Source organism: Sporosarcina sp. E16_8 (assembly GCF_017347095.1).
Classification (GTDB): Bacteria; Bacillota; Bacilli; order Bacillales_A; family Planococcaceae; genus Sporosarcina.
This window is the reverse complement of the sequence record NZ_JADPRZ010000006.1, coordinates 1-26,395: the sequence shown is the minus strand read 5'-3', so window position 1 is coordinate 26,395 and position 26,395 is coordinate 1. Positions and strand designations below refer to the sequence as shown.

At 40.9% G+C, this 26,395-nt stretch carries 32 protein-coding genes and 1 pseudogene; 27 read left to right on the top strand and 6 right to left on the bottom strand.

The window, feature by feature from the left end:
* Window positions 1-13 precede the first annotated feature (13 nt).
* The 9 genes from I2484_RS06930 (at window position 14) to mtnN (ending at window position 6,130) form a co-directional block, all read left to right on the top strand.
* Window positions 14-286, top strand: coding sequence for an IreB family regulatory phosphoprotein (locus tag I2484_RS06930; protein WP_067208264.1), 273 nt, complete (start codon window positions 14-16; stop codon window positions 284-286).
* Window positions 283-702 (top strand): Holliday junction resolvase RuvX, encoded by a 420-nt coding sequence (gene ruvX / locus I2484_RS06925; RefSeq protein ID WP_207150316.1) that lies wholly within the window; start codon window positions 283-285, stop codon window positions 700-702. Before I2484_RS06930 ends, ruvX begins: the two co-directional genes overlap by 4 nt.
* A gap of 10 nt (window positions 703-712) precedes the next feature.
* Window positions 713-1,021 (top strand): DUF1292 domain-containing protein, encoded by a 309-nt coding sequence (locus I2484_RS06920; protein WP_207150315.1) that lies wholly within the window; start codon window positions 713-715, stop codon window positions 1,019-1,021.
* Window positions 1,022-1,348: 327 nt separating this feature from the next.
* Window positions 1,349-2,473 carry an endolytic transglycosylase MltG gene (mltG, locus tag I2484_RS06915; RefSeq protein WP_207150314.1) on the top strand — a complete coding sequence of 375 codons (1,125 nt, stop codon included), beginning with the start codon at window positions 1,349-1,351 and terminating at the stop codon, window positions 2,471-2,473.
* Between the two features lie 25 nt (window positions 2,474-2,498).
* Window positions 2,499-3,134, top strand: a complete 636-nt coding sequence (locus I2484_RS06910; protein WP_207150313.1) for an O-methyltransferase — start codon at window positions 2,499-2,501, stop codon at window positions 3,132-3,134.
* Between the two features lie 62 nt (window positions 3,135-3,196).
* Entirely contained in the window at window positions 3,197-3,835 is a 639-nt protein-coding gene (udk, locus tag I2484_RS06905; RefSeq protein ID WP_207150312.1) for a uridine kinase, read from the top strand.
* 106 nt (window positions 3,836-3,941) lie between these two features.
* Window positions 3,942-4,418, top strand: coding sequence for a transcription elongation factor GreA (gene greA, locus I2484_RS06900; RefSeq protein ID WP_207150311.1), 477 nt, complete (start codon window positions 3,942-3,944; stop codon window positions 4,416-4,418).
* 299 nt (window positions 4,419-4,717) lie between these two features.
* The gene (locus I2484_RS06895) at window positions 4,718-5,413 is read left to right on the top strand and encodes a YrrS family protein (protein ID WP_255551173.1); all 696 of its coding nucleotides are present in this window, start codon (window positions 4,718-4,720) and stop codon (window positions 5,411-5,413) included.
* 24 nt (window positions 5,414-5,437) lie between these two features.
* A complete protein-coding gene (gene mtnN, locus I2484_RS06890; RefSeq protein ID WP_207150310.1) occupies window positions 5,438-6,130 on the top strand; it encodes a 5'-methylthioadenosine/S-adenosylhomocysteine nucleosidase in 693 nt (230 codons plus the stop codon).
* 417 nt (window positions 6,131-6,547) lie between these two features.
* On the opposite strand, the gene sigK is transcribed toward mtnN, so the two are convergent.
* Window positions 6,548-7,255 carry an RNA polymerase sporulation sigma factor SigK gene (sigK, locus tag I2484_RS06885; protein ID WP_207150309.1) on the bottom strand — a complete coding sequence of 236 codons (708 nt, stop codon included), beginning with the start codon at window positions 7,253-7,255 and terminating at the stop codon, window positions 6,548-6,550.
* A 217-nt stretch (window positions 7,256-7,472) separates the two neighbouring features.
* On the opposite strand from sigK, the gene I2484_RS06880 reads away from it, so the two are divergent.
* The 11 genes from I2484_RS06880 (at window position 7,473) to I2484_RS06830 (ending at window position 16,438) form a co-directional block, all read left to right on the top strand.
* Window positions 7,473-7,991, top strand: a complete 519-nt coding sequence (locus I2484_RS06880; RefSeq protein ID WP_207150441.1) for a YqeG family HAD IIIA-type phosphatase — start codon at window positions 7,473-7,475, stop codon at window positions 7,989-7,991.
* A gap of 2 nt (window positions 7,992-7,993) precedes the next feature.
* Complete coding sequence (yqeH, locus tag I2484_RS06875) at window positions 7,994-9,094, top strand: ribosome biogenesis GTPase YqeH (RefSeq protein ID WP_207150308.1); 1,101 nt, start codon at window positions 7,994-7,996, stop codon at window positions 9,092-9,094.
* 13 nt (window positions 9,095-9,107) lie between these two features.
* Window positions 9,108-9,935, top strand: a complete 828-nt coding sequence (aroE, locus tag I2484_RS06870; protein WP_207150307.1) for a shikimate dehydrogenase — start codon at window positions 9,108-9,110, stop codon at window positions 9,933-9,935.
* Window positions 9,936-9,941: 6 nt separating this feature from the next.
* A complete protein-coding gene (gene yhbY / locus I2484_RS06865; protein WP_207150306.1) occupies window positions 9,942-10,232 on the top strand; it encodes a ribosome assembly RNA-binding protein YhbY in 291 nt (96 codons plus the stop codon).
* Window positions 10,233-10,247: 15 nt separating this feature from the next.
* Window positions 10,248-10,841: a nicotinate-nucleotide adenylyltransferase gene (locus tag I2484_RS06860; RefSeq protein ID WP_207150305.1), complete on the top strand. Its 594-nt coding sequence runs from the start codon at window positions 10,248-10,250 to the stop codon at window positions 10,839-10,841.
* Window positions 10,807-11,373: a bis(5'-nucleosyl)-tetraphosphatase (symmetrical) YqeK gene (gene yqeK, locus I2484_RS06855; protein ID WP_207150304.1), complete on the top strand. Its 567-nt coding sequence runs from the start codon at window positions 10,807-10,809 to the stop codon at window positions 11,371-11,373. Before I2484_RS06860 ends, yqeK begins: the two co-directional genes overlap by 35 nt.
* Window positions 11,374-11,485: 112 nt before the next feature.
* Window positions 11,486-11,833 (top strand): ribosome silencing factor, encoded by a 348-nt coding sequence (gene rsfS / locus I2484_RS06850; RefSeq protein ID WP_207150303.1) that lies wholly within the window; start codon window positions 11,486-11,488, stop codon window positions 11,831-11,833.
* Window positions 11,830-12,570: a class I SAM-dependent DNA methyltransferase gene (locus I2484_RS06845; protein ID WP_207150302.1), complete on the top strand. Its 741-nt coding sequence runs from the start codon at window positions 11,830-11,832 to the stop codon at window positions 12,568-12,570. Before rsfS ends, I2484_RS06845 begins: the two co-directional genes overlap by 4 nt.
* A gap of 161 nt (window positions 12,571-12,731) precedes the next feature.
* A complete protein-coding gene (locus I2484_RS06840) occupies window positions 12,732-13,418 on the top strand; it encodes a helix-hairpin-helix domain-containing protein (RefSeq protein ID WP_255551172.1) in 687 nt (228 codons plus the stop codon).
* Window positions 13,419-13,586: 168 nt separating this feature from the next.
* A complete protein-coding gene (locus I2484_RS06835) occupies window positions 13,587-14,150 on the top strand; it encodes a ComE operon protein 2 (protein WP_207150301.1) in 564 nt (187 codons plus the stop codon).
* Entirely contained in the window at window positions 14,147-16,438 is a 2,292-nt protein-coding gene (locus I2484_RS06830; RefSeq protein WP_207150300.1) for a DNA internalization-related competence protein ComEC/Rec2, read from the top strand. The genes I2484_RS06835 and I2484_RS06830 overlap by 4 nt, the downstream gene beginning before the upstream one ends.
* A gap of 55 nt (window positions 16,439-16,493) precedes the next feature.
* On the opposite strand, the gene I2484_RS06825 is transcribed toward I2484_RS06830, so the two are convergent.
* Complete coding sequence (locus I2484_RS06825) at window positions 16,494-16,628, bottom strand: YqzM family protein (protein WP_186668681.1); 135 nt, start codon at window positions 16,626-16,628, stop codon at window positions 16,494-16,496.
* A gap of 163 nt (window positions 16,629-16,791) precedes the next feature.
* On the opposite strand from I2484_RS06825, the gene holA reads away from it, so the two are divergent.
* On the top strand, window positions 16,792-17,808 hold the full coding sequence (gene holA / locus I2484_RS06820) for a DNA polymerase III subunit delta (protein WP_207150299.1): 1,017 nt from the start codon (window positions 16,792-16,794) through the stop codon (window positions 17,806-17,808).
* A gap of 44 nt (window positions 17,809-17,852) precedes the next feature.
* Here holA and rpsT read toward each other — a convergent pair whose 3' ends face one another.
* Entirely contained in the window at window positions 17,853-18,104 is a 252-nt protein-coding gene (gene rpsT / locus I2484_RS06815; protein WP_067208317.1) for a 30S ribosomal protein S20, read from the bottom strand.
* A 349-nt stretch (window positions 18,105-18,453) separates the two neighbouring features.
* Here rpsT and gpr point away from each other — a divergent pair, with 349 nt between their 5' ends.
* A complete protein-coding gene (gpr, locus tag I2484_RS06810) occupies window positions 18,454-19,497 on the top strand; it encodes a GPR endopeptidase (RefSeq protein WP_207150298.1) in 1,044 nt (347 codons plus the stop codon).
* A 43-nt stretch (window positions 19,498-19,540) separates the two neighbouring features.
* Window positions 19,541-20,374 (top strand): stage II sporulation protein P, encoded by an 834-nt coding sequence (gene spoIIP, locus I2484_RS06805; RefSeq protein WP_207150297.1) that lies wholly within the window; start codon window positions 19,541-19,543, stop codon window positions 20,372-20,374.
* 247 nt (window positions 20,375-20,621) lie between these two features.
* On the opposite strand, the gene I2484_RS06800 is transcribed toward spoIIP, so the two are convergent.
* From I2484_RS06800 to I2484_RS06790, 3 genes are all read right to left on the bottom strand, one after another.
* Entirely contained in the window at window positions 20,622-21,002 is a 381-nt protein-coding gene (locus I2484_RS06800; RefSeq protein ID WP_207150296.1) for an SET domain-containing protein-lysine N-methyltransferase, read from the bottom strand.
* A gap of 73 nt (window positions 21,003-21,075) precedes the next feature.
* A complete protein-coding gene (locus I2484_RS06795) occupies window positions 21,076-22,161 on the bottom strand; it encodes a CotH kinase family protein (RefSeq protein WP_207150295.1) in 1,086 nt (361 codons plus the stop codon).
* Between the two features lie 119 nt (window positions 22,162-22,280).
* Window positions 22,281-22,538, bottom strand: coding sequence for a hypothetical protein (locus I2484_RS06790; protein ID WP_207150294.1), 258 nt, complete (start codon window positions 22,536-22,538; stop codon window positions 22,281-22,283).
* 355 nt (window positions 22,539-22,893) lie between these two features.
* Between I2484_RS06790 and I2484_RS06785 the strand changes: the two genes are divergently transcribed.
* From I2484_RS06785 to I2484_RS06770, 4 genes and pseudogenes are all read left to right on the top strand, one after another.
* Window positions 22,894-23,385, top strand: coding sequence for a hypothetical protein (locus I2484_RS06785; RefSeq protein WP_207150293.1), 492 nt, complete (start codon window positions 22,894-22,896; stop codon window positions 23,383-23,385).
* Window positions 23,386-23,464: 79 nt separating this feature from the next.
* Complete coding sequence (locus tag I2484_RS06780; protein WP_207150292.1) at window positions 23,465-25,012, top strand: DUF2642 domain-containing protein; 1,548 nt, start codon at window positions 23,465-23,467, stop codon at window positions 25,010-25,012.
* A 121-nt stretch (window positions 25,013-25,133) separates the two neighbouring features.
* Window positions 25,134-25,811 (top strand): DUF2642 domain-containing protein, encoded by a 678-nt coding sequence (locus I2484_RS06775; RefSeq protein ID WP_207150291.1) that lies wholly within the window; start codon window positions 25,134-25,136, stop codon window positions 25,809-25,811.
* 208 nt (window positions 25,812-26,019) lie between these two features.
* Window positions 26,020-26,395: pseudogene (locus tag I2484_RS06770) on the top strand (transposase); the annotation flags it as partial.

The window sequence follows — 26,395 nt, the reverse complement described above, 5'->3', positions numbered from 1 at the left end:
CGGGGTGTCAATTATGGAGTCATACGATAAGACGATGAAATTTAACTTTCCTGAAGAGTCAATGGAGCAAGAAGTGAAACAGGTTATGCTTCATGTGCACAAGGCACTTGACGAAAAGGGCTACAGTCCAATTAATCAGATTGTAGGTTATCTTCTTTCGGGCGATCCAGCTTATATACCACGTCATGATGATGCACGTAATTTGATCCGAAAGTTGGAACGGGACGAAATCCTAGAAGAACTTGTGAAGTTTTACGTTCGTGAAAACGGAGGGAAAACAGAGTGAGAACAATGGGGTTGGATGTTGGATCCAAAACGGTTGGCATCGCGATCAGTGATGCGCTTGGGTGGACTGCCCAGGGCATTGAAACAGTAAAGGTCGATGAAGGTGCTGGCCGGTTTGGCATGGAAAGAATCCAGGAACTCGTGAAAGAATACGAAGTGAGCGGATTTGTGGTAGGATTCCCTAAGAACATGAATAATACAGTCGGACCAAGAGGGGTAGCATCTCAAGATTATGCTGAACTTCTGAAACAAACATTCGGCTTTCCTGTTGCGTTATGGGACGAGCGATTGACGACGATGGCAGCCGAACGCGTGTTGATCGATGCGGACGTTAGTCGTAAGAAAAGAAAGACTGTTATCGATAAGATGGCAGCAATCATGATACTTCAAGGGTATCTTGATTCAAAAAATAGATGAGGTGATCGTAATGGAACACGGACAAGAAACAATGACGATTGTAGATGAAAACGGCGAGGAACACGTATGTGAAGTAATCTTCACATTTGATTCAGAGGAATTTGGTAAATCATATGTTCTTTATCATGTACTTGGCGAAGAAGATACGGATGATGACGAAGAAGTCGAAATCCATGCATCTGCTTTCGTACCTTCTGAAGACAATGAAGACGGCGAATTAATGCCGATAGAAGACGATGCAGAGTGGGAAATGATTGAAGAAATGTTGAACACGTTCCTTGCAGAAGAGGACGAAGAAGAAGAAGAGGAAGAAGAGTAAATTATATGTGCACGGACGGGACGGGACGGTGCGGTACAGGCCGTTCCGTTTTTTCATTGTGAGATAAGAAAGTGTAGGTTTAGAACCTTTAGCAGTGTCTAGACTCCAGGCGCCAGCCGCTCGGGTCATAAGCAATCCAGCTAGGATTGAACTGCATCCTTCCCGGGCAAAGAGCGCCACGTCGCTGGATCGACTTATGACCGTCGCGGGCCTACAGGATGTAGGTCATGCAGCTGTTGCCACAGGAAGTGGCGCACTTAAGCTGCGTTCCTTTTAGGCGCCTTGCGCTTTTCTTATTATGCTTCGAACGAAAGAGGTGGGTTACGCATGGATAATGGTTCGAAAAAAGATATCATGTTCGAGCGAATGCGTGAAAAGAAGAAAGAAGTGAAAATCGTAAGAAGGATTGTGCTAGTAATCGTACTTGTTCTAGTGCTTATTGGCTTAATTGGTGGCCGCTACGTATATAAATACATAACAGGGGCCCTTCAACCCGTCGATCCGAATTCCGAAGAAGTCATTGAAGTGGAAATTCCAATCGGGTCTGGTGTAGACACTATTGCAGTGAAACTTGAAGCAAAAGGTATCGTTAAAGATGCCCGTCTGTTCAAATATTACGTGAAATTCAATAATAATTCCCAGTTTCAAGCGGGGACATATGGCTTAACGAAATCGATGACACTTGATGAAATCATTCAAAGTTTAAAAACAGGAAAAGTATATAGAGAACCCGTTTTTACAATGACTATTCCAGAAGGACTTACTTTGAAACAAATTGCTAAAATCGTCGAGAAAAGTGTCGGTATTCCTGAGAAAGAATTCCTTGCTTATGTAAATGACGAAGCAACAATCAATTTGTTTATGGGGAAATATTCGAAAATCCTGACAGAAGATATTAAAGCAGAGAACATAAAATATCCGTTAGAAGGTTATTTATTCCCAGCAACTTACCCGTTTTTTGAAGAAAAACCATCTATGGAAACAATAGTTAATTCGATGATACAGGGGACTGCGCTAAATGTAACACCTTATCTCGATTATTTGCAAAGTAATGATAAATCGGTTCATTGGTTGTTGACGTTCGCTTCACTGCTTGAAGAAGAGGCGACGGCGCAATCAGATAGGGAAACGATTGCAAGTGTATTTTACAATAGGTTGGCGATAGATATGCCACTTCAAACGGATCCAACAGTCCTTTACGCGCTAGGCGAGCACAAAGATAGAGTGCTCTATAAGGATCTTGAAATAGAAGATCCTTATAATACGTATGTCGTCAAAGGATTGCCACCTGGACCGATTGCGGGAGCTGGAAGGTCTTCTATTGAAGCGGTTATCGACCCTTCTGAAACAAAGTATCTATTTTTCTTAGCTGATAAGAAAGGTGTCAATCATTTTACGGATACTTATGATCAACATTTGAAAAACCGGACACTTTATTTGTCAGGGGACTGACGGTCTTGAACTGGAGATGATTGCAATGGACAACTATAAGACATATGTTGCAAGTTTCGTGAAAGAAAAAGATCCGCTCATTGTCGAAATGGAACAGTTTGCTGTTGAACATCATGTTCCAATCATGGATAATGACGGTATCGATTTATTTATTAGCTTATTACGAATTCAAAATCCCGAACGAATCCTTGAAATCGGCAGTGCAATCGGCTATTCGGCAATCCGGATTGCTGGGGCACTGCCCAAGGCCTCAATTGTGACTATTGAAAGAGACACTGAACGGTATTTGAAAGCGGTTGACTACATCACGCGTAGTGGTTTTGAACAACGGATTGCTATAATTGAAGCGGACGCACTGTTAACTGACAGTGATGAAGTTCTCGATAACACATACGATGCGCTTTTCATTGATGCTGCCAAAGGGCAGTATAAACGATTCTTTGAAAAGTATGCGTCTACCCTTACTACTGGGGGCGTTATTTATTGCGACAATATGTTCATGCATGGTATAGTGCTGCTCGAAGATAAGGATATCCCAAGGCGAAACCGTACGATGATACGCAACTTGAAAGAATTCACTGCATGGGTTATGAATAATTCGGAGTACGAAACGTCTTTGCTTCCGGTTGGAGACGGGCTTTTGATTGCGGTAAAAAAATAATAAGACATTAATGTGGATATCCTAGAGTGACAGGATATTCTGATGCGTAAAGGGAGTTTGAAATGAAATCTAGAAAACCTCTCGTCATCGGCATTGCAGGTGGCTCAGGATCGGGTAAAACAAGTGTTACCAATTCAATCTACGATGTGTTTAAAGAGCATTCTGTGGTCGTTATCGAACAGGATTATTATTATAAAGACCAGTCTCATTTGGAATTTGAGGAACGGTTAAAAACGAATTATGATCACCCGTTGGCGTTCGATACAGATTTACTAATTCATCATGTTGAAACGCTTATTGACCGAAAGTTTGTGGAAAAACCCGTGTATAATTATTCATTACACACGAGGTCTGAAGAGACGATTATTATTGAACCGAAAGATGTCATTATCCTAGAAGGGATTTTGGTACTTGAGGACGCAAGGTTACGTGAATTGATGGATATCAAATTATTTGTCGATACAGATGGAGATTTGCGTATCATTCGTCGTATTATGCGTGACATTAATGAGCGGGGTAGAACGATTGAATCGGTCATCGAGCAATATTTGTCCGTCGTCCGCCCAATGCACAACCAGTTTATCGAACCAACGAAGAGGTATGCCGATATTATTATTCCAGAAGGCGGCCATAATGAAGTTGCAATTGACCTAATGGTTACGAAAATAAAAACAATTCTTGAATCTGGAACAGAATTGTAATATGATGATGACAGAATTCTATACAGATTTAGCACTATGTCGCATACCTGCTGTAGGAGTGGCATAGTATTTTTATGAACAGGAATATTAGGGAGTGATATGTGTAATGATTACAGAAAAGAAATTTCCAATGACCGCATCAGGTAAACAAAAGTTAGAAGAAGAGCTTGACTTTCTAAAATCGGTTAAACGAAAAGAAGTTGTCGAGCGCATAAAAATCGCGCGTAGTCACGGGGACCTTTCGGAAAACTCGGAATACGATTCCGCGAAAGAAGACCAAGGTTTCCTTGAAGGCAAAATTGTATCTATTGAGTCGATGATCCGTAATGCGGTAATCATCACAGCAGACGAACTAAATACTGACGAAGTACGCCTTGGGAAAACCGTCACATTTAAAGAACTGCCAGACGGTGATGAAGAGACGTATACGATTGTAGGTTCTGCAGAAGCGAATCCAATCGAAGGTCTAATTTCAAATGATTCACCAATTGCAAAAGCGTTAATCGGTCGTTCTAAAGGTGATCAAGTGAAAATTAATACACCTGGCGGAGAGATGTCAGTTACAATTCTTGATATTAAATGATTTACTGATAGCCGCCCTCTATTGTGAGGGTGGCTTTCGTGCTTTATGATTTACGATTAAAGTTAAATAAATGAAATACCTATATAAACTGAGCGAAGGCGCCTTAACAGGGGTAGCCGAAGCCCTATGACTGAAGGCGAAGCTATCTGACTTAGGGCGGGAGGCATACTCGAGCGCTGCAGCGAATTCGACGGAATACTTTATTACAATCTGTATAGAAATTTATGAAACAAATTTTGTTGGTACTCGTCTATTACATACTGGCAATCGTCAAAATCTTAACAGGAGTTGATATGCGTATGACAAAACGAGAACCTGATCTCTCGAGAGTTGAACGGAAAAAAGGTCGTAATCGAAATAAAGTATTAAACAGTATGATAGGGGTTGTTGTCGTACTTATTGTTGTCGCCACTGTAGCAATATTCTCCGGCAACAAGAGTGATATAGAACCGAGCGATATTGAAGAAACTGCAAATGATACCACCGTCATAGAAGATGGGGCAGAAGAAGTTAAAGAAGACGATAAGGATAGCGCGAAAGAAGATAGTACTCCAACTACGGAGGAAGAGACGTCTGAAAAAGAAAATACGACAGAAACCGATCAAGCAAACGAAACAACTAATGACGACGATAGTGACGAGCCTGGTTCCGTTACATCCGTTCCTTCAGACGACGCAGTCATTGCCGAGACAATTACCGATAGCGCGTGGAAACCTGTAGGTACGACACAAACAGGCGATCACGTATCCCAGTATGATGGTTCGTCAGTCGATTGGAATGAGAAAAAACAAGCGCTGGCCTATGCAACTGGTCTAGCACAAGACTCAATGATCTTTTTGAAGATTAAAAACGGCGGTGGGCCACAAAAATCTATTGGAATCGTTTCATCAAGAGATAGTACACAGAAATACCGTGTCTACCTCGAATGGGTGGATGGCGAAGGCTGGAAACCTGTGAAAATGGATAAATTGACGACATTGGACTTTAAGTATTAAAAGCAGTTTAGTGGAGGGAATACTATGAAGATAGCAATAATTGGTGCAATGGAAGAAGAAGTAACACTTTTACGTGAAGAGATTGATTCAGGTCTTGCGACAACAATTGCAGGGTGTGAATTCATCACAGGGAAAATCGGCGAGCATGATGTTGTGCTTGTGAAAAGTGGGATTGGTAAAGTAAACGCCGCGATTGCAACAACGCTATTGCTAAACAATTACAAACCGGATATTGTTCTCAATACAGGTTCAGCAGGTGGATTCCATGAGTCACTTGATGTTGGCACGGTCGTTATTTCCAATGAAGTGCGGCATCATGATGTCGATGTAACTGCATTTGGCTACGAGCATGGTCAAGTTCCAGGACAACCTGCAGCGTATCCAGCAGATTTAGGACTGGTGGATGTAGCTCGTGCAGCTGTCGAAGAAATTGGAGCACACGCACATGCTACAGGACTTATTGCTTCGGGTGATACGTTTATGAGCAATACTGAACATGTGAAAAAAGTGAAAGAGACATTCCCTCTGATGATTGCTGCGGATATGGAAGCATCGGCTGTCGCTCAAGTATGTCATCTATTTGGTACGCCCTTTGTAGTCATTCGAGCACTATCAGACATTGCAGGAAAAGAGTCGTCAATTAGTTTCGAAGAGTTCCTTCCTATTGCGGCACGTCATTCCACAGATATTGTTTTAAAAGTCATCTCGAAACTTTAAGCATTTCGTGGTAAGATAGATATACGAATAGATCTTGCAGATATTTTTTTTCGAGGAGGGATTTAACTATGTTATTTTTAATGGCAGGCGTGTTTATCGCAACAACAATTATTGCAGTTGTCATCTCCCGTGAGGTTAGCGCGGACTAAGCTGTAAAAGAAGAGGCGTTTCCTATGCTGGGATCACTCCCGCATGGAAACGCCTTTTATTTATTGCATGGGAAATTATATAATCTCGTACTGTGGACAACCTGCAAAGGAAGCTATTTCACGTCTAGACTCTAGCGCATAGCCCTTCGAATCGCTTCTGTCCTGTAGGTAAAGGCAAAGAGCGCCTTTTACTCCAGGCCATCCAGGAGGGATTGTACTGCATCCCTCCTACTTGTCGGAGCTGAACAGGCGCTTGCGCTTTTGTCTCTTAATTTAAATCATTGTATTCATGTTTGAATAACTGATACAGTTTAACGATTGCGCGTTTTTCGATACGAGAGACATAGCTTCTCGAAATGTCGAGCTGCTCGGCAATTTCTTTTTGCGTCATAGGCAGGTCATCTAACAGACCATATCGTCTTTGAATGATTTCGAGTTCCCGGCCATCAAGCTTTCCGAGATGTCTGTACAGCCTTTCTTTTCTTTCTTTTTGTTCGACTGCATCGACTGGGGAATCATCATCTGTCTGAAGCAAATCAGCAATTTGCAAGGATTGACCATCTTTATCCATACCGATTGGATCAAAGAGGGAGACGTCTTTTTGTACCTTTTTCTGAGTTCGTAAATACATGAGTATTTCATTTTCAATACAGCGGGCGGCGTACGTGGCCAGTTTCGTTTTGCGATCCGGAGTGAAACTGTTCACCGCTTTCATAAGTCCGATTGTTCCAATTGAGATATAATCATCAAGTAGTTCATGTTTTGGGTGGAATTTTTTTACGATGTGGGCGACGAGCCGCATATTACGTTCAATCAATTCATCTCGAGCATCTTCGTCGCCTTCTGCAAGTCGTTGCAGGCAAGCTGCTTCTTCCTCTTTGGATAAAGGGCGCTGGAAAGCCTGCCCTCTAATATAGCCAATCACTGCAGGAATTTCGAGCCATAGCTGAACAATTGCCATGACAAACCCGCTCATCGGGCCACCTCCTGTGTCGTTGTATGACAGCATATGCGGTCGGGTCTTGCCGTATCACCGTTTTTTTAGTCGGACAGGCGATAAAGGATGTCCTTGTTTAGGTCTACTTGATGTGAGTCATGTAGTGGAGAGATATTGAACTTCATCCGTATCAATGCACGTAAGTCACGTTATTATGTTATAATCGTTTCAGATTAAGTACTATATCGGAGTGGATATCGTGTATAAGTATTTTTTGCCAGATGAGTATGTGAAAGACATTTTTCATATTCAACCTGAAGCACTAAAAGATAAAGGAATTAAAGGGATTATCACGGACCTGGACAATACGCTAGTCGCGTGGGACAGGCCTGATGCGACACCTGAAATCATCGAATGGATACAATCAATGCAAGATGCAGGCATACAGGTTACCATCGTTTCGAACAACAATGAAATGCGTGTCAAAGCCTTTTGCGAACCTCTCGGCATTCCATTCATAAATGATGCACGCAAGCCAATGCGGACATCATTCCAAAAGGCACTTACCTCTATGAACGTCAAAAAAGAGGAAGTCGTTGTCATCGGTGACCAGTTGCTGACCGATATACTCGGCGGCAACAGAAAAGGGCTACATACGATACTCGTAGTGCCAGTCGCGTCATCAGACGCCGCTATCACAAAGTTCAACAGGAAGATTGAAAGAAAGATCATGGCGGGTTTGAAACGTCGTGGCTTGATTAAGTGGGAGGAATAAGCTTGGAAGAAATTAAATGTATCGGTTGTGGAATAACAATCCAAACTGAAGACCCAAAATTGGAAGGCTATACGCCACCAGCTTCTTTAGAAAAAGAGGACGTTATTTGCAAGCGTTGTTTCCGACTGCGCAATTATAATGAATTACAACCCGTTTCATTATCGGGCGATGATTTCCTTGCTATTTTAAATGGTATTGGTCAAAAAGATGGATTGGTCGTTAAAATCGTCGATATTTTCGATTTCAACGGTAGCTGGATAAACGGTCTGCACCGCTTTGTTGGTGCTAAAGATATATTATTAATCGGTAATAAAGCAGATATATTACCGAAATCAATTAACCCGAACCGTCTTATCAACTGGATGAAAGCTGAAGCGTCTAAACTTGGCTTGAAACCTGTCGATGTTTTGCTTGTTTCTGCTCATAAAGGCAAAGGGATGGAAGAAGCACTCACAGCGATTGATAAACATCGCCGTGGGAAAGACGTGTATGTAGTCGGCTGTACGAACGTCGGGAAATCAACGTTCATCAATCGTATAATTAAAGGGGCGACTGGTATTGGTGAAGTAATTACGACTTCTCATTTCCCAGGAACAACTTTAGATCTTGTTGAAATTCCATTTGAGGATGGAAAAGCTATCTATGATACACCGGGGATTATTAATCACCATCAGATAGCACATCATTTAAATGCAAATGATTTGAAAGCAATCACACCTAAAAAAGAATTGAAACCGTCAGTATTCCAGCTGAACGCTGAACAGACACTATACATCGCTGGTCTTGCGCGTTTCGATTTTATTTCTGGTGCCCGTTCGTCGTTTACAATTCATGTTTCGAATGATTTATCGATTCACCGAACAAAGCTTTCCAATGCGGATCATTTGTACAAAGAACACCTTGGTGGGATGCTATCTCCGCCATCTGGTGAATCACTTGAAACGCTACCGCCATTTGTCCGTCATGAATTTTCGATTAAAAAAGCGAAAACGGATATTGTTATTTCGGGGCTAGGTTGGATCACGATTCAGCACCCTAATGTGGTAGTCGCAATTCATGCACCTCGTGGGGTAGACGTTGTACTACGCCCTTCATTAATCTAAGGAGGGACTCATTTTGAAAAAGTGGTATGCAGTTATCGGAGATCCGATAAAACAGTCGATGTCTCCGAGTATGCACGAAGTTTGGTTTGATGAAGAAAGTATGGACGTGGCCTATATTCCAATACGTGTAACAGCAGACAGACTACGGGAAGCGGTAGAGGGCTTAAAAAACTTGGGTTGTTCAGGCTGGAATGTAACAGTTCCTCATAAAAGTGCCATCATCCCGCTTCTTAATCAGTTGGATCCCTCTGCGCGACAAATGAACGCAGTGAATACTGTCCATGTACTCGAGGATGGCACGTTAGTTGGCTCCAATACGGACGGTAAGGGATTTGTCCGGTCGTTGGAGGAAGCCTATGGTGAGCAGTGTAAGGATAAAAAAGTTCTTATTATCGGAGCGGGCGGTGCTGCACGCGGTATAGCTTTTGCACTTCATAACGCTGGATACGGGCCAATATTTTTCACAAACCGAACACTTGAAAAAGCTATCCAATTAGCGGAAGAACTTTCTAATACGGCGGTTCTATCGGTAGCGGAGGCAGAATTATCTCTTTCCGAATTCGGTTTAATCGTCCAGACTACATCCGTTGGCATGAACTTTTCACAACAAGGAATGCCTTTAAATCCGGAAAACATATCTGAAGGAACTGTTGTAGCCGATATTATCTACAATCCGCTTGAAACGGCATTCCTTGCAGAAGCCCTTAAAAGGGGAGCACACACATTGAATGGGGTCGGCATGTTTGTCCATCAAGGAGCGCTTGCGTTTGAAATATGGACAGAAGTTAGCCCTGAAACAGGATCTATGATTGACAAAATAACGACAACTCTTGGAGGATAAATAACTATGTTAACTAATAAACAAAAAAGCTTTCTGCGCGGCGAATCGAATCGTCTACAACCACTCGTCCATATTGGTAAAAGTGGTTTAACAGAATCTGTCATTACTCAGATTGAAGAAGCGCTTGAAGCAAAAGAATTAATCAAAGTAACAATTTTACAAAACTGTGACCAAGACAAAAATGAAATTGCAGCGAAACTTGAAGAACAAGAAGGCATTGAAGTCGTTCAAGTTATCGGCAAGATCATTGTTTTATATAAAGAATCAGTTGAGAAAAAACGGATCGAACTTCCATAAGGAGGTAAGCAACATATGAAAAAGGTTGGCATTCTTGGAGGTACATTCAACCCGCCACATATTGGTCATCTGATTGTTGCAAATGAAGTAAAGCATTCTCTCGGTCTTGATGAAGTTAGGTTAATGTCGACGTCAGTTCCACCCCATAAAACTGCGCCTGGTGATGCGACTGCTGAACAGCGATTGCAGATGGTGGAACTAGCCGTAAAGGCTGTTAATGGCTTGACCGTATCCGCTTTTGAAGTGGAACGCGGCGGAGTTTCATATACATTTGATACGATGAAACAATTAACAGAGATTGAACCGAAGATTGATTTTTACTTTATCATTGGCGGTGATATGATTGATTTGTTGCCTAAATGGCACCGTATTGAAGAACTTGTCACGCTTGTCAACTTTGTAGGTGTTGGACGTCCAGGGACAGTCGGAACAACGGATTTCCCCATGATCATGGTAGATATTCCACAAATTGAGTTGTCTTCAACGTTGATTCGACAACGTTTTTCCAACAATGGTACCGTCCAATTGCTTATCCCGCCTGCAGTTGAAGATTTTATTCGCAAGGAGGGTTTGTATGGAAGTTGCACAGCTGAAAATAGCAATCGCTAAACGTATGCCGAAACAACGTTATGAACACGTTTTACGGGTAATGGAAACGGCAAAAAGATTGGCTGAGAAGTATCAACTTCCGGTGGTTAAAGCGGAGCTAGCGGCACTATTTCATGATATTGCAAAATTCATGGACAAGACTGACCTGCATCACGTTTTGAACACAGCAAACGAAGATTCGCGGCTCTTATCATTTCATCACGAGTTGTGGCATGCTCCAGTTGGCGCACTTATCGCGCGTGATGAATTCGGGATTAGCGACGCGGATATCCTGAACGCAATCCGCTATCACACAACCGGTCGGGCAACTATGTCCCCGCTTGAAAAGTTAATATATGTTTCTGATATGATTGAACCTGGACGCAGCTTTCCAGGAGTGGATGAGTTAAGAGCAAAAGCTGAAGAAAACCTTGATACAGCAATGGAAGCATGCATTTATCAGTCAGTGCAGTTTCTTGTGAGTAAAAGAGTACCGGTTTTTCCGGACTCGATAGACTGTTACAATGAGTTAATAAAACGGGACGCATTCTAAATACGCGACATCATGTCGCAACAAGGAGGGATGCAATTCAATCCCTCCCCATTGCATATCCTACATCCTGTAGGCCGTTGGATACTAGACACGAGAAGGGAACAGTGAAATTATGACTACTACATTACTAGAAACAGCTTATAAAGCAATCGATGATAAAAAAGGCGAGGATATCGTTGTACTGAATATGGAAGGGGTATCGCTTATCGCGGACCAATTCATTATCTGTCATGCGAATTCAGGACGCCAAGTCCAAGCAATTGCAAAAGAAGTAGCAGACAAAGCTTCTGAAGCTGGATTTGGAACTAGAAGAATTGAAGGAATGGATATGGCAAGATGGGTACTCGTCGATCTAGGCGATGTTGTTGTTCACGTATTCCATAAAGACGAACGTGGTTACTATAACCTTGAAAAGCTTTGGGGAGACGCACCAATGTTGGACATGGCTGAAGAGAGATGAATCAGGCTTATTCCGAATTCGCTTCTGTCTACGATGAACTAATGACAGACATTCCCTATGACGCTTACATTGATATTATTGATGTAGCGGCAGGGGGGATTGACGGTAAACGTGTGCTAGATATCGGATGTGGAACGGGCCTTTTATCCATGAAACTTGCTAAGCAAGGAGCACAAGTGACTGGAATCGATCTTTCTGCCGACATGTTAGTGGTGGCAGAAGAGCGTGCACAGTCGCTTTCTTTGCCTATGCAATTTATCCAGCAACCTATGCAACAGCTTGAGGGATTTGCGGACTATGATGTCGCTGTCATCGCCATTGATTCGTTAAATTATTTATCGAATCGTGAAGATGTGCTGTCGACATTTCGACAAATTCATTCGGCCCTTGCGGTTGGTGGAAAATTGATATTTGATGTCCATTCAACATTTAAAACGGATGTTATTTTCATGGAAGGTCCTTTTACGTTTGATAATGGTCGAATAACATACATATGGATAACGGAAGAAGGCGAAGAACTCCACTCTGTTTATTCTGAACTGGCCTTTTTCGTTAAGAGCGAAAGTGGTTTGTATAGGCGTTTTGATGAAGTTCATACGCAACGAACGTTTCCAGTGAGTGATTATGCAGATATGCTTATGGACACAGGTTTTTCGATTGAACGGATTTTTGCAGATTGGGAAGATGAAGCGCCACACGAAGAAAGTGAACGAATATTTTTCCAAGTCAGAAAATAAACCTTTTAATTTTATTCAGTAGGGGTTTAAATCCCCACTGAATAAAATTAAGCCTCCGGCGGATGCCACAGATTTTTAGATGAATTATCGAGCAAGCACGATAAAATCTGGGCGCAAATACGCCAAGGCGGATTTGATTTTTGGCAGGCATTCATTTATAGTTGAATTTACTCCATATGGATGCCGCCGAAGAAAGGGTGACTGTACTGTTTCTTTCGTTTGTATCCGGTAAATGGCGTAAGATTATAACCCCAATTGCAGCGATCGCTGTCATATCCGCTTTTCTGTTCTTCCCCAAAGGACAGGCTGACGATAATACGTTTGTCATGAGCGACCAAAACCCATTCCCTGAATTGATTGAAGAAAAGATTGAAGAAGAAATTGTAACTAGCGTTCAAATTGCTCCAGCACCCATCGTTGTCGATGTGAAAGGGGCTGTTAGGCACCCTGGTGTCTATGCGATGCAGGATGGAGACCGCCTGATTGATGCAATCAATGCAGCAGGCGGCTATTTACCAAAAGCCGATTCCAGAATGTTGAACCATGCTATGAAACTGGTAGATGAATTTGTCGTCTATGTACCGATCGAGGGCGAAGAAGTGCTAGCTATTTCCTACTCCCCGATTAGTGGGACAAGTGCGTCGCAAGATGACGGAAAAGTCAATATTAATATTGCGGATGAAAAAGAATTGATGACGATCCCCGGTATAGGACCTTCAAAAGCGGCAGCAATTGTTCAATACCGGACCGATAAAGGTTCTTTCAAATCGCCTGAATCATTGATGGAGGTTTCTGGAATTGGCGAGAAAACATTCGAAAAACTAGAATTCAAGATTACAGTTAACTGATGGAGTGAAATCTTGAATAAGAATGTGCCAAATATGTTGAAAAATTGAATACCTATATAAACTAAGCGAACGCGCTTTAACAGGGGTAGCCCCCGAGTGCCGCAGCGAATTCATTGAGGGTTCTTTATTTTGACATATCTAAACGAAATAAATATTGGAGGCATTCAAATGGAGCGAATAACATGGGACCAGTTTTTCATGGCCCAGTGCCATCTATTAGCAGTACGAAGTACATGTACGAGACTTTCTGTCGGAGCATCTATTGTCAGAGATAACCGAATCATTGCAGGTGGCTACAACGGCTCCATTTCAGGGGGAGACCACTGCATTGACCACGGTTGCTATGTCGTCGGAAACCACTGTGTAAGGACTATCCACGCGGAAATGAACGCATTACTGCAATGTTCGAAGTATGGCATACCAGTTGCAGGATCAACACTTTATGTGACGCACTTCCCATGTCTGCAATGTTCAAAAGCAATTATTCAAGCAGGCATTAAGCATGTCATTTACGCAACAGATTATAAAAACGACGAATATGCATTAGAGCTATTTGCGCAGTCGGATGTTTCCGTTCAGCATATACCATTCGACGAAAAGAAAGTCGACTTTTCCAGCGAAAGTAAGTTAGGGCTTTTCAATGAAATGCTTCTAAAAATGCAGGCACTCGGCGCCGGAAATGAAGAACTCGCCCCTTACAAACAAAGGGTGGATAGCTTATTCGACAAATGATTTCACGTGTACGTTTCATGTATCTAGCAATCCCGGTCGCCGTATCAGCATTTGCTGCATACGGTTCGGGTTATCTATTACTCTGTAATCTGTTTCTTCTTCCTATCTTCTTGAGCAGAAAAGAAGATTTCCTCACACCTATCCTCGCGGTTGCGACCGCTCTCTTTTCTTTTTTCTATATTTCAGCGACGCTTCCTATAATTGAAGAAACCGGCAACGCAACCCTTAGCCTCACTTGGACTGATAATGTGAAAATTGATGGTAGTAAGATGAAGGGGTTTGCGAAAACCTCTGCCGGCGAAACGGTTTATGCCATCTATACAATTAGCAGTGAACAAGAAAAAAATCGTTTACGTGAGATGAATATCCCGTCCGTGACATTCACGATGTCCGGTTCATTTCGCGAACCTGATATTCCTTCCCATGACTATTCTTTCGACATGATGAAGTATATGAGAATGTATGGGGCGTCTGCGTTATTTGAATCGGAGACGATTATTCAGGCTGATAAAAAATCTGGCATCTTGACACGATTATCTGAACAGAGACGTAAAGTGAAAAATCATATCGGGGCCACATTCCCAGAAACGTTAAAAGTAGAAGCTGAAGCTTTGCTCATTGGCGATCGTAGCGGGATGGATGAAGAACTGGCATCAAATTATCGAACGCTCGGCATTACACATCTATTTGCGATTTCAGGGTTGCATGTCGGACTGCTGACATTCATGTTGCGGGAATTGTTGCTTAGAGCAACTATTAGGAAAGAAACAATCGATACGCTTCTTATAGCACTGTTGCCTCTGTATGCGGTTATGGCTGGAGGGGCGCCTTCTGTCTGGCGAGCGGTGTCGGTGACTATACTCGTCCTTCTTGCGTCGTCAGGAAGGATAAAGGTGCGACTGGATGACGCGCTGGCGATAAGTGCGGCTTTTTTTATCCTTTATCAACCATTTGTTCTATTTCAGCCAGGTTTTCAGCTGTCTTATTTGGCAGCCTGTTCACTCATCTATTCTGCAGGTATTTTAGCCAAAGCAAAGACTGCCATTGGTGTATCGTTTCTTGTCACATCAATCAGCCAACTTTCTTTGTATCCAGTCTTACTCATTCATTTTCATGAACTGTCCATTTCATCATTTGTTGTTAATCTTGTTTATGTTCCACTTTATTCACTCATCATTTTGCCTGCAAACATTGTTTTACTGGTCATGACATCGGTATTGCCGAAGGTAGCTAGCCTACTATTCATAGTATATGAGCCTTTTAGGGAAATCGTAGGAGAAGTGACAAGTTGGATATCATCTCTACCCTATCAACTATGGACACCCGGAAAACCTGATGCTCTTTGGGCTGCTATTGCTGTAGCGGGAGTCTTGCTGTTTTTCATTCGCAGTGAAGAAGGTGCCAATGTTTTTAAGTCGTTACCAATTGTACTCGTGCCTGCACTCGTCATTCATTTCATACCGTACATGGACAGCTCGTTAAAGGTAACGTTTCTAGATGTCGGTCAAGGGGACAGTATCGTTATCGAATTACCTTTTCGACAAGCGGTATATGTGATTGACGCAGGTGGAACAATTACATTTGGCGAGCCGAATTGGAAAACGCCTACAAAGCAGTTTGAAGTTGGTAGGAAAGTCGTTGTTCCTTATTTGAAAGGCCGTGGTATCACAACAATTGATAAACTAATTATTTCTCACGCAGATGCAGATCATATGGAAGGTGTAGATGAGGTTTTAGAGGAGCTGAAAGTTGCTGAAATTCATATTTCACCAGGAAGTGAATTGGAAGTAGCGATGAAAGAGATCATTCAGATTGTAGGGGAAAAACGTATTCCGATGTTGTTGATGAAAGAAGGAGTCTCATGGACAAAAGGAAATTCGGCTTTTCATTATGTGGCACCTAAAGAAGGGAAATATGATGGGAATGCAAGTTCACTTGTCATGTTCATGAAAACATCGGGGCCTTCGTTTTTATTGACAGGAGATATGGAAAAAGAGGGAGAAGCTCAATTTCTTCGCGACTATGGGCATTCTGATTTTGGTTCCGTCATTTTGAAGGCGGGGCATCATGGCAGCAGAACATCGAGTACGGAGCCGTTCGTCGATGCGCTTCGACCGGAGCTAACCATCTTTTCAGCAGGCAGGAACAGCAGATATGGACATCCTCATCCAGAGGTAGTTGAAACGTTCGAAAAAAAGGGGTTACCTACGATGTCAACGGCCGAATTTGGATCGATTACTGTAACTGTTAAAAAAGATCAATTTGAAGTCTCAAGCATGAAAAAGTAAAAAAACGGACACAACACCCTGGATAGGATGTGTTGTCCGTTTTTTTGCAAACATATTAGCCAGCGACTACGTCGATTATTGTAGCAATAACAAAAATAGCTGAGAATGCTACGAAAGCGACTATAAAGCCGATTCCTGAATCGATTAAATCATTACGTTTGGACTGTACATCGTGTTCAAACTCATTCATTGCTACACCTCCTGATTCCATTATAGTATAGATGATTCCGTAGCAAAAATCCATAGCAATCAACTTTTTAAACATGTTCGGCTGTAACTGACACAAATTGTTCATACAGTCGTTTTGCTATACTGTATAATTGGAATGAACTAAATTGAAAGAGGTGGATAATGTGGCGAATGCAATATGGAAGAAAATAGCCGCAGGGGAAATCGACCCAGTCTATTTATTGACTGGTCTCGAACAACATCTATTCGACTCCACAATTACTCGGCTGAAAAAAGCATTACCTGATATTGATGCTGCATCCGTCATTCGGTTTGACTTGGACGAGACTCCTGTAGAGGTGGTCATTGAAGAGGCAGATACACTACCCTTCCTCGAAGACCGTAAATTGATCATAGCAGGAAACGCATCATTTTTAAAAGCGTCAGATAAAACCCGAGAAAAAGTGACGCATAATTTGGAGTTGTTGGAAGCATGGCTTGCAAATCCGTCACCGACCGCAACGGTTGTATTTATAGCACCTTATGAAAAACTGGATGCACGAAAACGGATTACCAAAATAATAAAAGAACATGCGACTGTTATTGAATCAAAACGACTGCAAGGAAAGGACCTGTTCACGTGGATTCAGCAGGAAGCAGGGGCACATGGCTCACGAATTGGATCCGCTGACGCAGAGTTTCTCGTGAAAATGGTGGGGGATGACCTGCTTACATTGTCATCTGAAATTGGTAAAATGGCAACATATTTGAATGGTTTTGGGGACATAACTGCATCAGTGATTGAATCGCTCGTACCACGGACACCAGAAATGGATGTTTTCCGATTAACGGATGCCTACGTTTCTGGAAAAGTGTCGAATACTGTGTCCATCTATCGTGACTTATTACGTAACGGTGAAGAGCCAATCATGTTGACCTCACTTATTGCAAGTCAGGTTAGGCTTATGGTGCATGTGGGTTTACTTCAGAAAAAAGGTTACCAGCAACATCAAATTGCAAAAACGTTAAGTGTCCATCCGTACCGGGTGAAATTAATGATGGAGAATAGAAGTCTGCCAAGTTCTGAACGTTTGCTATTGATTTTAAGTAAACTCGCGGCTATTGACTATAAATTGAAATCATCAAGTGGGAAAAGGGAACGAGTTCTGGAGTTGTTCTTTATGGAGCCATTGAGGAAATAAAAAAAGGCCGTCCGATAATCGGGCGGCCTTTCTTAGATTAAAAATTAAAGTGCTTTTTTAGTAAGACGTGCTTTTTGACGTGATGCAGTATTTTTATGGATAAGGCCTTTACGTGCAGCTGTATCCATTTTTTTAATCGCATCTCTTAGTAAGCCAGTAGCGTTCTCGTCTTTAGCGTCAAGAGCAGTTTCAGCTTTACGTACAGCAGTACGCATCGCGTGCTTAGTATTCGAGTTTTGCTCGTTCGCAGCATTGCTTTGTTTTACGCGTTTGATTGCAGATTTAATGTTTGGCATTTCATTCACCTCCAATTTCAGGTAAGGCAAGAGTGTTTCCACGAAGTTTAGGATATCACTTTCACAACAAGCATTATTTTATCAAATCAAGCGCAAGATTGCAAGAACAAAAGCGCAAGCACCTGTTCAGCATCACCAAGTAGTAGACTTGAAATCCTCATTTTAGAAAATATCCACAAGTCGAGAGTCTATAAATTCCCTGGTACCTAGAAGTTTTAAGGAGTAGCAGCCTAAGTTCGTAGCGTTTGGCTGACCTCGGAGTATATAACTGCTGGAGACAGGATAATTAATCAAAGAACAAAGAATATATCCTAGTCACATCGCACAAACTTAAAGGTGAGGTGATTGTATGGAGAAGTATGATTTTTATCGAACGGACCTTCTAGATGAGAGTGAAGAAATGGTTCGTCACCGAAATGCGAATGACAAAAACAAGTTAAAAGAATCAGATGGGGTTTTGTTTGGTGAAAAAAGATTAGGTCGGGTCATTGTGACTTCTGTAAAAGTCGATGCGCAAGGTGAGGAAAAGATTGGGAAGAAGCAGGGAACCTATATTACGCTGACAGTTCCAGCGCTTACAGCAGATGATCGAGAAGGGCTTGCTGATATGTCGCGTGTGTTAATCGAAAAACTGGATGAGATCCTCGTGAATATTACCACGCTCAAAACAGGAAAGATTCTTTTAATAGGTCTCGGCAATCGTGACATCACTCCAGATGCTGTGGGCCCACTGACGATGGACAGGTTGCGAGATATTGTGCCTGGTTATTATTCCGAAGAGGGCAGCGAAGTATTCGTCTATGCGCCCGGTGTGACGATCCAGACGGGTTTGGAAACGTCGGACTTCGTAAAAGCTCTGGTTACTGAAATAAAACCCGATTTACTTATCGTCATCGATGCACTTGCAGCAAGAGATAGCTCTAGGCTTTGTCGAACGATACAGTTGACGGATACGGGTATCCACCCGGGATCTGGCGTTGGCAATAGCCGCAAAGAAATTTCGAAAGATGTACTTGGAATACCTGTAATCGCAATCGGAATTCCGACTGTCGTTGACGGTCCTGTCCTTATAGCGGATGCCATTAATTCTATGTTTGGTTATATTGCTTCAAAAATAGAAGAGAAGGACAGCCCTTCATCTCGACTTTCCGTCACGCCCTGGTTGCATACTGAAAATAAAGATGCTGACAGAGCCAACCTTCTACCAATTTTTGGTGATTGGGCGACGTGGCCGCACGAAGACCGTATCCAGTTGTTTGAAGAAGTGCTGACGAACCATGAATTACGGACATTCGTCTCACCGAAAGAGATTGATTCATGGGTTTCTCTTTATGCGGAAACACTTGCCGATTCATTGACGAACTGGATTTCTACTATAAAAAACAGTCATTAACTCGTGTTCCAACGCATATAGTTGGAACACGGAGGGATGCCATTTGAAAAAAACACTGCAAATATGGGGCACACTTATCTTATTTCTCTTCCTGTTTCCAATGTTTATAACAACATTTCCAAAGGGACAGTCGGCGAAATCTTCTAATCTCGTCAAAGAGTCTACTTACATGGTATACGCCGCCAATATTTTGGAAGAGGAAACAGAGCCGGAACTAGAACTAGAGCCAATACCAGAGGCAGCACTAGAGCCAGCATCAATGACTGAAGGGAAAGTGCTGCTCTATTTCACCCATTTCCACGAAGCTTTTAAACCAGTGACACAAGCGAAAGAGGGTAAAGTCACTGTATCCCACCAAACTGAAAACATTACAAAGTTTGGTGGAAAATTAAAAACGCAGCTACAATTCAATGGAATTGAAACGGATATGTTAGCTGTAGAAGTGCCCCATACTGGCGCCTATAATGCGATTCGACCACATGTCAAGAAACAGATGCAGGAAAAAAAGTATGATTTAATAATCGATCTTCATAGGGATTCCGCTGGTCCGAATATAACAACAATTTCATTCAATGATGAACAATATGCGAAAGTAGCATTTGTTATAGGCATGGAACACTCAAATTTTGAGCGTAATCGAGCAAATGCAGTTCTACTGAAAAATGAAATGGAACTGCTTGTGCCTGGAATTACACGAAATCTAGTCATGAAGCATGGAGCAAACGTTGATGGGAAGTACAATCAGGACCTTGATCCGTCTCTTCTTGTCGTTGAGCTTGGAGGAATCGGGAACACTGAAGATCAACTAAATCGAACAATTGCTGTCTTAGCAAAGGCGGCTGCAACTGTCATTGAAAATTCAAATCGTGTCGAATAGTGAAGTATGCGCTATTCACTTCAATAAATCTTATTAAAACGAGTTTAAATTTTAAACCATAGAGCACCAAAAGGTTGTATGTCATATTATTTGTTTGATGTTTTATGTATCAAGAGAGGTCTTTGGTTTTTCATAAGGGCCTGTTTTAGGGGCATAATAAATGTAATGAAGATTGAATAATTTCCGCGGACTCGGCTTCAAAATAGAAGAGTTACACAAATTGTTCACTCGTGTAACTCTATATTTATTAATCAATAACATCAAACCATAACGGTGATTTATCTTCAGAATCTTCATTGTAGTTGATTGTGATTTCCTGGCCATCATCAATGTCAGCAATTGCATAAAAGTCGATTGAAAGATTGTCTATATTATAGGTGAACATTGCATTTGGAGTATAGGAGTGGTTAAAGAGCGAGCCATATCCAAGAGCAATCGCTGTATGTTCATAGTTGTTGCCCCAGGTGAAGCAATAATTTAAGAGAATCGTCTTCTTCAAATACTTCCATTCATTCTCATATGAAATTAATACAGGCGATATCTCAATAAGTTCACCTGTTTTAATAGCACGTGTAGCAAATAGCCCTCTACCGTATTTTTCAGTATCTCTTAAACAGATTGGTAACACTGTAGTATCTCCTTTCTGCAATTCTTGCTTATAATTAATTGATTAAAACAAGGAAGAAAAAACGTGGAATCCGTTAGCCAAAACCGACAAGGTGCGTCTTCAAATAGTTATTGCGGTCGCGGATGAATTGACATATAAAATCCGGTTCACTATCAAATATATTAATTGCGCTCTGTTTATAAGGATCGAGAAGAATATGTGGTCGTAAGGCTTCATGCAGGGTAGCTATTTTATTTTCCATATATCCTACAGTAAATTTGGTTTCTAAAATTTCCGTCAAGATGTTTTTATAAAGTTTGCGAAATTCTGGGACACGCATAAGAAGGTAGCAAAGATGGTTGTTCTTCTTTCCATCAATAGGGACGTAATCATAGTGCATGGTTCCTCCGTCGACTTTTCGACCCCAAGTACCATCATAATCCCAAGGGATGATTTCAAACAAACCTGTTTCACTATTACGGTACAGTGCATAATTATGTGTAAATCCATCATTATTCATTGAACAAACAGCTCCAGCGAGCCAGCGCAAGAACTTATCAATATCAATAAATTGAGAAATTTCACTTGGGAAATTAGCAAGAGGTATGGTGTTAATTTTATTTATCAATTCAATGATGATGTCGTCATCTGACGGTTCTCCAAAAGCTCGTTGATAGCCCAAGAGAAGAGATTTTTTCATCTTTTCGTTATTTAGCAAAGAAAAGTTCGCGTTATTGTTGACTGCGTAATAAATAGGACCTGCGGGAAGGTCTCTATTTTTCAAGAAATATTCATCAACGGACTCTAATTGTAAATAGATACCTTTAGGAGAGCCATTGCGGTTTAAATTAATATGTTGACTCTTTGGTGATAAAACACCAATGTCATGGAAGAAGTCAAAAGAGAGTTTATTACGAACCAAAGAGGGGTCCTTGTATTCTGCGTTAAGGTGAATTTCGCGAGCACCGGCAAATATCTTTGGATCGATGAAATCAATACGATAAGACCTTTTGCGAAATTTACGTGTATATGATCCCCGATAGGCGATATCGATATCGTAGGAAATGCCTTCCGAATTTAAAAATGCGGGAACAGGGTCGTTGTTCCATAAATCATCCCGTAAATCCTCTAAATTGTCGTCTTCGATTTTCAAAAGATAAGATGGAATTAGATAGGACATAAATTCTCTTTCCTTTCTATTATTCAATCCGTTAATAAGGCTATTCACTAATTATGGCTTGAAAATGATAAATGCTTCCGCCTTATCAATGAATAATTGATTAAGCGGAAGCAATTACGTTATTTTCGGCTGCGACGTCCTTTACGTGGACCTTTCGGTGCGCCAGTGCCAGTACCAGTGCCAGTGCCAGTACCAGTACCAGTGCCAGTACCAGTACCAGTACCAGTACCAGTATTAGCAGTACCAGTATTAGCAGTACCAGTGTTAGCAGTACCAGTAATAGCGGTACCGGTATTAGCAGTACCGGTATTAGCGGTACCAGTGTTAGCAGTACCTGTTGTTGAACGACGAGTTCTAGCTTTTTTCCCCTTTGGCATAAAAATCCCACCTTTAAATTTGAGTCTAATCCATTGTATTCAAAACATTCTTTACTGTGTCGGCAGACTAGCTAATACAGCATAGAGTCCACCGTTAAAGAAACTAAGCGAACGCTCTTGATACTAAGGGAGTTCGCTTACTTTACATTTCTCAACTCGAAATTCGAGAGCTTAGTCTAATTCAGTGGGAACGCAGGGTGTGTTTTGTACTTTCTTCTATATATCTGCATCCCTGATTTTGAAGTTAAAGACTTTTGTACTTGACCCATTATTCTAAACTGGGCTTTTGACCATCACTATGCTAACCCATGACACATATAGATAGCAGGACACTATAAAAGGGGGTTAGAAATTTATGAATACGGAAATGATCCATTCGTTAGTCGATAGAGTAATTAAGGTAGATAGAGGAGGACCTGAATCACGCGTTGGTAAGTTGCTAGCAGCAGAAGAGGATTACATTACGTTGCTAAATGCTGAGGAAGGAATTATATATTACAATACACAGCACATCAAAAGCCTAACTTATAATGCGAAAGATCAGGTGCAACTCGACGTTGAAATTCCAGAAGACTTTACGTACATCCAAGCTAAAGACTTTAAGGGTGTCTTAGGGAAATTAACGCTTCGATGGGTGAAAATTAACCGCGGGGGACCTGAAACACTAGAGGGAATAATGGACATTGTTACTGATGATTTTGTAACAATTGTCGCGAATGAAGAAATAATTCGTGTTTCCCTGTTTCATATCCGTAACATAAGCTACGGCGTCAAAATTGAAAAAGTGAAAACAGACGAGGGTAGTAATCAAGGAAAAAATAATAATAAATCAAAAGACTCGAAGTAAAAGTATGAATTACTATTGATACATTCGTCGCTTCTGTTGGTTAGAAGCGACGCTATTCTATGAAGGAGGGCCAAAATAAGTGCATGAGCTAAAACTTGAAAAAGCATTAGGTGCCCTTATAAATATGGAGATTAGTTTGTTTCTTAGTGACAATCAATTTATTGAAGGAGTTTTGTTAGCTGTTAAAGAAGACCATATTGTTGTTGATGTGAATCAAAATATATATTATTTCGCACTCCAACATATTCAGGCTCTCTCAAAGAATGCTAAAGACTTTCGTATTTCATCCGAAGGTGTCCAATATGTCGACAGAAATAATTTAGCAGATGTCTTGGAAGCGTTGAGATATAACTGGGTTTCTATCAATAGCTTGAGTAATCAGGTGCTTTTTGGCGTTTTAAGCAAAATATCCGATAATCACGTCACTGTAATAAATAATTCTGAATTACTCTATATCTACAAATCCTATATATCTACTATTAATAGCAATTTATCCGAAGAACAGATTGTTTTAATAAATAAACAGGAACAGCCAGCAGTTAAGGGGTTTGAAATTGAGGATAAAATCACCAGCGAACATACAAAAAAAATACAAGAAATTGAACGAGTAACAAATATAAAAGTACCTGATATACCGGCTAAAGGGGAAATGGAAGATGAAAATAGTACTAACGAACAGTCGCAATTTCATCAGAAGACAAGGGTGGAAATGTACGCCACATTATTAAAGTTACTTAAAAATAACTTATTAAATAAGGATGTAGATAAGGAGCGGCGCGAGGACTTCTTTGAAGAAACAGCTATTCGAAGCTTCGTTTCCCATATAAATGATAAATCAAAGGGATTGTCCGACTCCTCTGATATAGCAGTGCAAAACTGTCAGGTTGAGGAGCAAGTGATTGTCGAACATACTCAAACGATAAGCGAAACTAAACTAATAAAAAGTCTTGAGGTTCCTATCATAGAAGATTCAGCTGGAGAGGGAATTGAAATTGAAAATCTTATTAAAGAAAATTCCGTAACTACTTCACAAACTTTAGCAAGCGAAGTCCCCGATTTATCGCGGTTGGTTAAACATGATTTACCAAAAGAGGTTAGTGAATATACTTTCGAAGAGGATCATCCAAGTGTATTAGGGTCAAATAATCAAGTTAGTCAGCAAGAGCAACTACCCACAAAGCCAAGAGTGAAAGGCAAGGAGAAAAGGCTACTTATCTCCGCATGGAGTACCATGAATAATGATCAACATGCGATTGTAAATCATGAAAATAGCGCAATGGAGAATGAAACACCCGATTTTAAAGGGGATCCTATAAAAAAAGAACAGCCTTCTGATGCCGTTAATTCATTAATCAGACAGTTGCATGATCAGTATCGAAATGAGGATTTTGTAACTTTAGAAGAAAAACTTAAATCCGCTGAAACAGCTATCTTTCAATTACCTGTAATCCGTATTAATCCAAAAGCGGAAAAAGAGATGTTAGAAAAACAATACTATGCCCTGATGAAACAAGCGGAAACACGTTGTTTTCATATGTCTGAAAGGCAACTACCTCTACCAGAAGAAGAACAGTATCTCGCTTTAATGAAGCATGCAGCAAAGATGTATCGTGAATTTAAAGACTGACAATCCTGAAAGTGAATTTGGGGTATTTCTTAAATAAATGTTAGGTAGAAAAAATCACCATGATTTGTTCAGTCTATTTTTATTGGTCATTTCCAAAAAAAGTCGAGAAGGAGGTATGGAATTGAATAAGATTATTCAAAGTCTTGTCAAGCAAGTTGTGCAAATTGAAGTTTCTGGGAAAAAAATAATTAATGGAACTATTATTGATTTAGGAAGCGATATGATTGTGCTTTTTAACGGGACAGATTACATCTACATTCCATTAAATCATATCCAAAACTTTACGGTTGATTGTGATAATGAAAACGAAATAGAAGACCCTAAAGGGTTTCCTAGTATCACTACTGGAGAAGGTAAAGAAAGTTTATCCTTTGGGGAGGTTCTTACACAAGCGAAAGGTAAGCATGTTGAAATCTATGTCACAGGTGGTCAGCCCCTACATGGTTATATTACAGATATCATGAATAATTATTTCGTATTCCAATCCGCCGTATATAAAACAATGTATATTTCGTTAAATCATTTGAAATGGCTGATTCCTTATGCTCAAAATGAAGGTCCTTACGGATTGGATAACCATAACATTTCGTTACAACCGGAAAATGATTCGTTAGCAAGTATCTTTGAAATTCAAGTTGAAAAGTTCGAAAATAAAATTGTTGTATTTAATACTGGGGGAAATAAAAGTTATATAGGTAAAGTAAATAAAATCGAAGATCAAATCGTTGAAATTCAAACAGCAAGGGCAAATTTTATTTATCTAAACCTGGATCATATAAAAACAGTACATCAGGTGTAAACCCATGTGGCATACTGTTAATTTCAAGCATGAGTTAATACGTGCTTCGCTTTTAAAATGGAATAGTAAGAAGGGGATAACCCTTTTCAGGCTGACGAGAAGCTATCGACAGCCTATTTTTTTTTGGACAAGTTGGATAGGTTACACTTAGTTGGACAAATAAATTAAGGGCAAGTAGAATAATACACAAGAAGTGAGGAGATCTACTATGTCCGTAAAAAGAAGAACGTTTTCTACAGATTTCAAAAAACAAGTGGTAGCCCTTTATGAAAACGGAAAAAGCCGACAAGATATTGCCCAAGAATATGAATTAACCGCATCTGCTCTTGATAGGTGGATTACACAATTCAGGCAGTCTGGTTCTTTCAAAGAGAAAGATAACCGCCCTTCAGAAGAACAAGAATTGATCACCCTGCGTAAAAGAAATAAGCAACTAGAAATGGAAGTAGATATTTTAAAGCAAGCAGCGCTGATCATGGGACGAAGATAGATGTGATTCAACAAAACCGTCACCAATATTCGGTATCAGCAATGTGTAAAGTCCTGAAAATAGCACGTAGCACTTTCTATTACGACACTGAAGT

Bases quoted from the DNA above. Each gene is read 5' to 3' on its own strand.
- greA (WP_207150311.1), top strand. From the start codon at position 3,942: ATGATTACAGAAAAGAAATTTCCAATGACCGCATCAGGTAAACAAAAG.
- I2484_RS06825 (WP_186668681.1), bottom strand. From the start codon at position 16,628: ATGAATGAGTTTGAACACGATGTACAGTCCAAACGTAATGATTTAATC.
- rsfS (WP_207150303.1), top strand. From the start codon at position 11,486: ATGACTACTACATTACTAGAAACAGCTTATAAAGCAATCGATGATAAA.
- I2484_RS06895 (WP_255551173.1), top strand. From the start codon at position 4,718: ATGACAAAACGAGAACCTGATCTCTCGAGAGTTGAACGGAAAAAAGGT.
- I2484_RS06910 (WP_207150313.1), top strand. From the start codon at position 2,499: ATGGACAACTATAAGACATATGTTGCAAGTTTCGTGAAAGAAAAAGAT.
- yhbY (WP_207150306.1), top strand. From the start codon at position 9,942: ATGTTAACTAATAAACAAAAAAGCTTTCTGCGCGGCGAATCGAATCGT.
- I2484_RS06845 (WP_207150302.1), top strand. From the start codon at position 11,830: ATGAATCAGGCTTATTCCGAATTCGCTTCTGTCTACGATGAACTAATG.
- yqeK (WP_207150304.1), top strand. From the start codon at position 10,807: ATGGAAGTTGCACAGCTGAAAATAGCAATCGCTAAACGTATGCCGAAA.
- I2484_RS06930 (WP_067208264.1), top strand. From the start codon at position 14: ATGGAGTCATACGATAAGACGATGAAATTTAACTTTCCTGAAGAGTCA.
- I2484_RS06860 (WP_207150305.1), top strand. From the start codon at position 10,248: ATGAAAAAGGTTGGCATTCTTGGAGGTACATTCAACCCGCCACATATT.
- udk (WP_207150312.1), top strand. From the start codon at position 3,197: ATGAAATCTAGAAAACCTCTCGTCATCGGCATTGCAGGTGGCTCAGGA.
- gpr (WP_207150298.1), top strand. From the start codon at position 18,454: ATGGAGAAGTATGATTTTTATCGAACGGACCTTCTAGATGAGAGTGAA.
- I2484_RS06920 (WP_207150315.1), top strand. From the start codon at position 713: ATGGAACACGGACAAGAAACAATGACGATTGTAGATGAAAACGGCGAG.
- mtnN (WP_207150310.1), top strand. From the start codon at position 5,438: ATGAAGATAGCAATAATTGGTGCAATGGAAGAAGAAGTAACACTTTTA.
- I2484_RS06795 (WP_207150295.1), bottom strand. From the start codon at position 22,161: ATGTCCTATCTAATTCCATCTTATCTTTTGAAAATCGAAGACGACAAT.
- I2484_RS06790 (WP_207150294.1), bottom strand. From the start codon at position 22,538: ATGCCAAAGGGGAAAAAAGCTAGAACTCGTCGTTCAACAACAGGTACT.
- I2484_RS06785 (WP_207150293.1), top strand. From the start codon at position 22,894: ATGAATACGGAAATGATCCATTCGTTAGTCGATAGAGTAATTAAGGTA.
- rpsT (WP_067208317.1), bottom strand. From the start codon at position 18,104: ATGCCAAACATTAAATCTGCAATCAAACGCGTAAAACAAAGCAATGCT.
- I2484_RS06835 (WP_207150301.1), top strand. From the start codon at position 13,587: ATGGAGCGAATAACATGGGACCAGTTTTTCATGGCCCAGTGCCATCTA.
- mltG (WP_207150314.1), top strand. From the start codon at position 1,349: ATGGATAATGGTTCGAAAAAAGATATCATGTTCGAGCGAATGCGTGAA.
- I2484_RS06830 (WP_207150300.1), top strand. From the start codon at position 14,147: ATGATTTCACGTGTACGTTTCATGTATCTAGCAATCCCGGTCGCCGTA.
- sigK (WP_207150309.1), bottom strand. From the start codon at position 7,255: ATGAGCGGGTTTGTCATGGCAATTGTTCAGCTATGGCTCGAAATTCCT.